The organism is Mesorhizobium sp. M2C.T.Ca.TU.002.02.1.1 (genome assembly GCF_003997225.1).
Map to the genome: position 1 here is coordinate 1 of NZ_RZTO01000397.1, position 5,575 is coordinate 5,575.

At 64.9% G+C, this 5,575-nt stretch carries 6 protein-coding genes; 5 read left to right on the forward strand and 1 reads right to left on the reverse strand.

Going from position 1 to position 5,575, the window contains the following annotated elements; all coding sequences use genetic code 11:
* The coding region (locus tag EOD07_RS20325) for an SDR family NAD(P)-dependent oxidoreductase (RefSeq protein ID WP_127236739.1) at positions 1-450 on the reverse strand (450 nt) is incomplete at its 3' end.
* Positions 451-621: 171 nt separating this feature from the next.
* Here EOD07_RS20325 and EOD07_RS20330 point away from each other — a divergent pair.
* The 5 genes from EOD07_RS20330 to EOD07_RS20350 all read left to right on the forward strand — a co-directional run.
* Entirely contained in the window at positions 622-1,863 is a 1,242-nt protein-coding gene (locus EOD07_RS20330; protein WP_127236740.1) for an acyl-CoA dehydrogenase family protein, read from the forward strand.
* Between the two features lie 5 nt (positions 1,864-1,868).
* A complete protein-coding gene (locus tag EOD07_RS20335) occupies positions 1,869-2,906 on the forward strand; it encodes a zinc-binding dehydrogenase (RefSeq protein WP_127236741.1) in 1,038 nt (345 codons plus the stop codon).
* A 198-nt stretch (positions 2,907-3,104) separates the two neighbouring features.
* A complete protein-coding gene (locus EOD07_RS20340) occupies positions 3,105-4,271 on the forward strand; it encodes a glycosyltransferase family 87 protein (RefSeq protein ID WP_127236742.1) in 1,167 nt (388 codons plus the stop codon).
* Positions 4,264-5,232, forward strand: coding sequence for a glycosyltransferase family 2 protein (locus EOD07_RS20345; protein ID WP_127236743.1), 969 nt, complete (start codon positions 4,264-4,266; stop codon positions 5,230-5,232). The genes EOD07_RS20340 and EOD07_RS20345 overlap by 8 nt, the downstream gene beginning before the upstream one ends.
* The coding region (locus tag EOD07_RS20350; protein ID WP_127236744.1) for a ChbG/HpnK family deacetylase at positions 5,229-5,575 on the forward strand (347 nt) is incomplete at its 3' end. The genes EOD07_RS20345 and EOD07_RS20350, both read left to right, overlap by 4 nt.

Genomic DNA, 5,575 nt, shown 5'->3' on the forward strand with positions numbered 1-5,575 from the left:
GATCACGCGGGCCGGGTCCTCGTTGCTCGCCGCGGCGTCGAGCAGCGGCAAAAGCTCCCGGGTCAGGTGGAAGACGGCGGTGACGTTGACGCCGAACACCTTGGCCCAGGCGTGGTAAGGGAAATCCTGCAGCGGCGCGCCCCAGGAAATGCCGGCATTGTTGACCAGGATATGCAGGCGCTCCGCGCGCGCCTTGACCTCGGCGACGAGCGCGGCGATGCCCGCTTCGCTTGACACGTCGCCGGCAAAGCCCTCGGCATGGCCGGAGCCGCCAAGCGCGTTCAATTCGTTGGCGACTTTCACGCAATCCTCGCCCTTGCGCGAGGCGATCATCACATGAGCGCCGGCGCGCACCAGCCCGGTCGCCACCATGCGGCCGATGCCGGTCGCAGCACCCGTCACCAGCGCGGTCTTACCGGCGACCGAGAACAGCTTGTCCAGATAGCTCATCGTGTTTCTCCGCATCCTGCCCGGCCGGGGACTTGCCCAAGGACTCGCCCCAGGGATTCGCCCCAAGGACTCGCCCCAAGGACTCGCCCCAAGGACTCGCGTTGACAAGGCTAGCCGAAGTACGGTCATCCTTGCCACGGGTAAAGATTTATCTTCGGAAAGGCGTAAGCGATGGCGGACATGAATCTCGGAATGACCGAGCGGCTGAAGCCTATCCACCAGCGTGTGGCGGCGATGGTGCGCGACGAGATCGCGCCGCTCGGCGAAGCGTTCCTCGCCGAAGTCGGCAAGGGGGGCGACCGCTGGGCCTATACGGCCAGGCAGACGGAAATCCTGGAGAGCTTGAAGAAGACGGCGCGCGAGCGCGGCCTGTGGAACTTCTGGCTCACCGATTCCGAGCGCGGCTACGGCCTTTCCACCGTCGAATACGCCTATCTGGCGGAGGAGATGGGCAAGGCGCATCTCGGCGCCGAGACCTTCAACTGCTCGGCGCCCGACACCGGCAACATGGAGGTGCTGGAACGCTACGGCTCGCAAGCGCACAAGCGCGATTGGCTGGAGCCGCTGCTCGAGGGGACAATCCGTTCGGCCTATCTGATGACCGAGCCGGACGTGGCGTCTTCGGACGCCACCAACATTTCGATGCGCTGCGAGCGGCAGGGCGACGACTATGTGCTGAACGGCGAGAAATGGTGGGCTTCCGGAGCGGGCGATCCGCGCTGCGCCATCTATATCGTCATGGTCAGGACGGGATCGGACGGGGAGCCGCAGCACCGCCGGCATTCGATGATCCTGGTGCCTTCCGACAGCAAGGGCATCACCAAGCTGCGGCCCATGCAGGTCTATGGCGACGACGATGCCCCGCATGGACATATGCATCTGAGATTCGACAACGTCCGGGTGCCGGCGGCAAACCTGATCCTCGGCGAGGGCAGGGGGTTCGAGATCGCGCAGGGGCGGCTCGGGCCGGGCCGCATCCATCACTGCATGCGCGCCATCGGCCAGGCGGAGATGGCGCTGGAGATGCTGTGTCAGCGTTCGGTGCGGCGCGAGGCCTTCGGCCAGCCGCTGGCAAAGCTCGGCGCCAATTTCGACATCATCGCCGAATGCCGCATGGAGATCGAAATGGCGCGGCTCTTGTGCCTCAAGGCGGCTTGGATGATCGACCAGGGCGATGCCCGCGCCGCCGCGCCCTGGATCAGCCAGATCAAGGTGGTGGCGCCCCGCGTCGCGCTGAAGGTCACAGACGAGGCGGTGCAGATGTTCGGCGCGCAAGGCATCAGCCAGGACACGCCGCTCGCCCGCTCCTGGACGCATTTGAGGACATTGCGGCTGGCCGACGGGCCGGACGCCGTGCACCGGCGCCAGGTGGCGCGCACGGAACTGAAGAAATACACGCAGGAAAAGGTCTGACGGCCATGGCGCTTCCATCGCAAATGCAGGGTCTGCTGCTTGTCGGCGACGGTTACACCAGGACGCCTTCGGCGGCCGCGCTGGAAGCGATGGAGCCTTATCTCCAGCCCGGCAGCATCGCCGTGCCGGCGCCTGGGCCGACACAAGCGCTGATCAAGGTCAGCCTCGCCTCGATCAACCCGTCCGACATCGCCTTCATCAAGGGCCAGTACGGCCAGCCGCGGGTCAAGGGCCGGCCGGCCGGTTTCGAGGGCGTCGGCATTGTCGTCGCCACGGGCGACGACCCGTATGCAAAAAGCCTTGCGGGCAAGCGCGTCGCCTTCGCCACCGGCGTGTCGAACTGGGGCGCATGGGCGGATTACGCCGTCGCCGAGGCCGCGTCCTGCATCCCGCTCATCGACACGGTGCGCGACGAGGATGCTGCTGCGATGATCGTCAATCCGCTGACCGCCTTGGCCATGTTCGACATCGTCAGAGAGGAAGGCGAAAAGGCCTTCATCATGACCGCCGGCGCCAGCCAGCTCTGCAAGCTGATCATCGGGCTGGCGAAGGAGGACGGTTTCCGGCCGATCGTCACGGTGCGCCGCGACGAGCAGATCCCACTGCTGAAGGAACTCGGCGCCGCCCATGTGCTCAACGAGAAGGCGGCGGATTTCGAGGCGGCGTTGCGCGAGGCGATGAAGGCCGAGCAGCCGCGCATTTTCCTCGACGCCGTCACCGGCCCGCTGGCTTCCGCCATCTTCGCCGCCATGCCAAAACGCGCGCGCTGGATCGTCTATGGCCGGCTCGACGCCGAGCCGACGGTGATCCGCGAGCCCGGCCAACTGATCTTCCAGCACAAGCGCGTCGAGGGCTTCTGGCTGGCCGAATGGATGCGCCAGTTCCGCGACAGGCTGGGCCCGGCGGTGCTGGAGGCGCAGAAGCGCTTTTCCGACGGACGCTGGTCGACCGACGTCACGGCGGTCGTGCCGCTGGACGAGGCGATGGCGCGGCTGCCGGCCGAGCTCGCAAAGCCCAACGGAAAGGTGTTCATCAGGCCGTAGGCAGCCGGGCGCCGATTTGAACACAAAACCGTGATCGACAAGAGAGCGGCGGAAAAACGCCGCTGTTTCGCCTTCCGTTGCCCCGCGTCGGTAACAGTCACGCTCGGATGTTCTATTTCATTTCGATGTGATATTTGGCCGGCGCTTGAAGCCAAGCGGCGATGGGAAAGCCGTCCTGGTCGGAATGCGGGGTGCGCTATGACGGTAACCAGGCCGGTCTTCGACCGTTTGGGGTTTTGGCTGTGGATCGGGTCGTTTCTGATTGTGCTTGGCCTGGTGCTATGGTCGCCCACCACGCGTTCGGTGGTCCATATCTATAGACATGGCAGCGAAGCGTTTCTGAGCAGCCAGCCGCTGTATCAGGTCGACGTCGCCATGGGGTATCTATACGCTCCCGGCTTCGCCGTCCTCTACGTTCCATTGCTGAAGCTCGGGCCATATCTGGGCAATATCTTGTGGCACATGCTGGGCTTCGGCGTCCTCACCTTTGCCGCGATGCGCCAGGTGCGCAAGCTTGGCGGCGAGGAGCAGACATGGCTGTTGTCTTTCGGTCTCTTCCTTGCCTTGCCGGTGTCGCTGGCGGCGCTTCGCAACGGCCAGGCGACGATCCTGCTCACCGGGGCGTGCTGGTTTCTCACATTGTCGACACTCGAGGGACGCCGGGCTGAGACCTTCTTCTGGGCATCGCTCGCGATCATCGCCAAACCGACCGCGATCATCATGCTGCTTCTGGCGGGAGCGCTGCGTCCCAAGCTGATACCGGTGCTGGCGCTGGCCGTGCTCGTCGTGCTCGCCATCCCCTATGGCTTTGCGTCGACCGACTACATCACCGCGCAATATCACGATTTCTTCCGGCTGCTGACTTCGATGACGGTCGATCCAACCGGCCCCTTCGTCCCGGCCGACTTCACGGCGCCTTTCACGCGGCTTGGGATGCCGATCCCTGAATCCGTGGCGACGATCGTGCGCGTCGTCGCCGGCTTGGCCACACTTTGGCTGGTACTCCGGTACGACCGCAGGCTGGAACCCAACGTCAGCGGACTCGCCATCTTCCTCGCCGCGGCATTCTACATGTGCGTCTTCAATCCGCGGGTCGAGCAGAACACCTATGCCATGGCGGCGGTGCCTGCCGGTCTCGCCATCGCCTTGCTTTGGCGGGAGAAGGGAGGCGGGACCGTGTGCTGGTTCTTGGCAACGCTCCTCTTCGTCACCGGACTGACCAGCGTCGATATGCGACTGCACGATCTTTTCCACCTGTGGTTCCGGCCGATCAGCATCAGCATGATCGCCTGCGTGCTCATCGGCTGGTTCTGGACGCAAGACAGACGGAAGGCACCAGCCGCCGGAGCCGTCGCGCATGGCTGAGATGCTCGACATCATCGCGCCGTTCTTCAACGAGGCCGAATCCGCCATCGCGTTTGTCGGGCTGCTCGACAGGCTGGAAGTGGCCGTGGCGGAGCGCTTCGGCATGACGGTCCGCAAGATACTCGTCGACGACGGCAGCCGCGACGGCAGCGCCGAGACGTTCGCCGCGGCATTGTCGGGCTCTTGGGAGATCGTGCGGCTCAGCCGCAATTTCGGCAAGGAAGCGGCGGTGCTCGCCGGTCTCGATCATTCCCGCGGCGACATGGTCCTGATCATGGACTCCGACCTCCAGCACTCCATGGACATCAGCCTGAAGATGATCGGCGAGCTGGTCGAGAATCCTGAGATCGACGTGGTCTATGCTCAGAATGACCGGCGCGAGGGGAGCTGGCGGCGCAGCCAGCTGGCGCGGCTGTTCTACAAACTGATCAACAGCAGCCAGCGTTTCGATATCCCGGAAAATGCCGGAGACTTCCGCGTCATGCGCGGCGCGGTGGCGCGCGCCTTGACCAGCGTGCGCGACAAGCGGCGTTTCAACAAGGGCCTGTTCGCCTGGGCGGGCTTTCGCCAGAAGGCGGTGCTTTATTCGCCGGAAAACCGCGCCGGCGGCACGTCGAAATGGACAAGGTTCAACCTGATCGCGTTCTCGCTTGAAGGGTTCACCTCGTTTTCCGTGATCCCGCTGCGCGTCATCAGCCTCATCGGATTGCTGGCGGCGTTGGCCGGTCTCGCCTATGGCGTGAAGGTGCTCTTCGAGGTGCTGTTCTACGGCATCGCCGTGCCTGGCTACCCCAGCATCATGGTCGCCGTCGTGCTTTTGGGCGGCCTCAACCTGGCGCTGCTCGGCCTGATCGGCGAATATGTCTGGGTCACGCTCAGCGAAAGCAAGGACCGGCCCGTCTACATCGTGCGCGACGTCCTGCACGGCGATGCCGTCCAGCAGGCTGCCCCCGACAAATGACCAGGTCGATCCGCCTGATCGCCGACGATTACGGCCTTGCGCCGGGGGTATCGGGCGCGATCCTCGACCTCATCGCGCGCGGCCGTCTGACCGGAACCAGTTGCATGACCGGCTTTCCCGAATGGGAAGAGGCGGCGGCGCGCATAAGGCCTTTTCGCAGAAGGGCAGCCATCGGATTGCACCTGACCCTCACCGATCAGATCGCGGCGGCCGGTTCGTCCAGCCTGGCGCCGGAAGGCAAGCTGCCCGGGCTCGCCGCCCTTGCGCTGCCGGTGCGGCGCGGGCGTATCGACGAGCGGGACATTCATGCCGAGCTCGACGCCCAGTACGACCGCTTCACCGC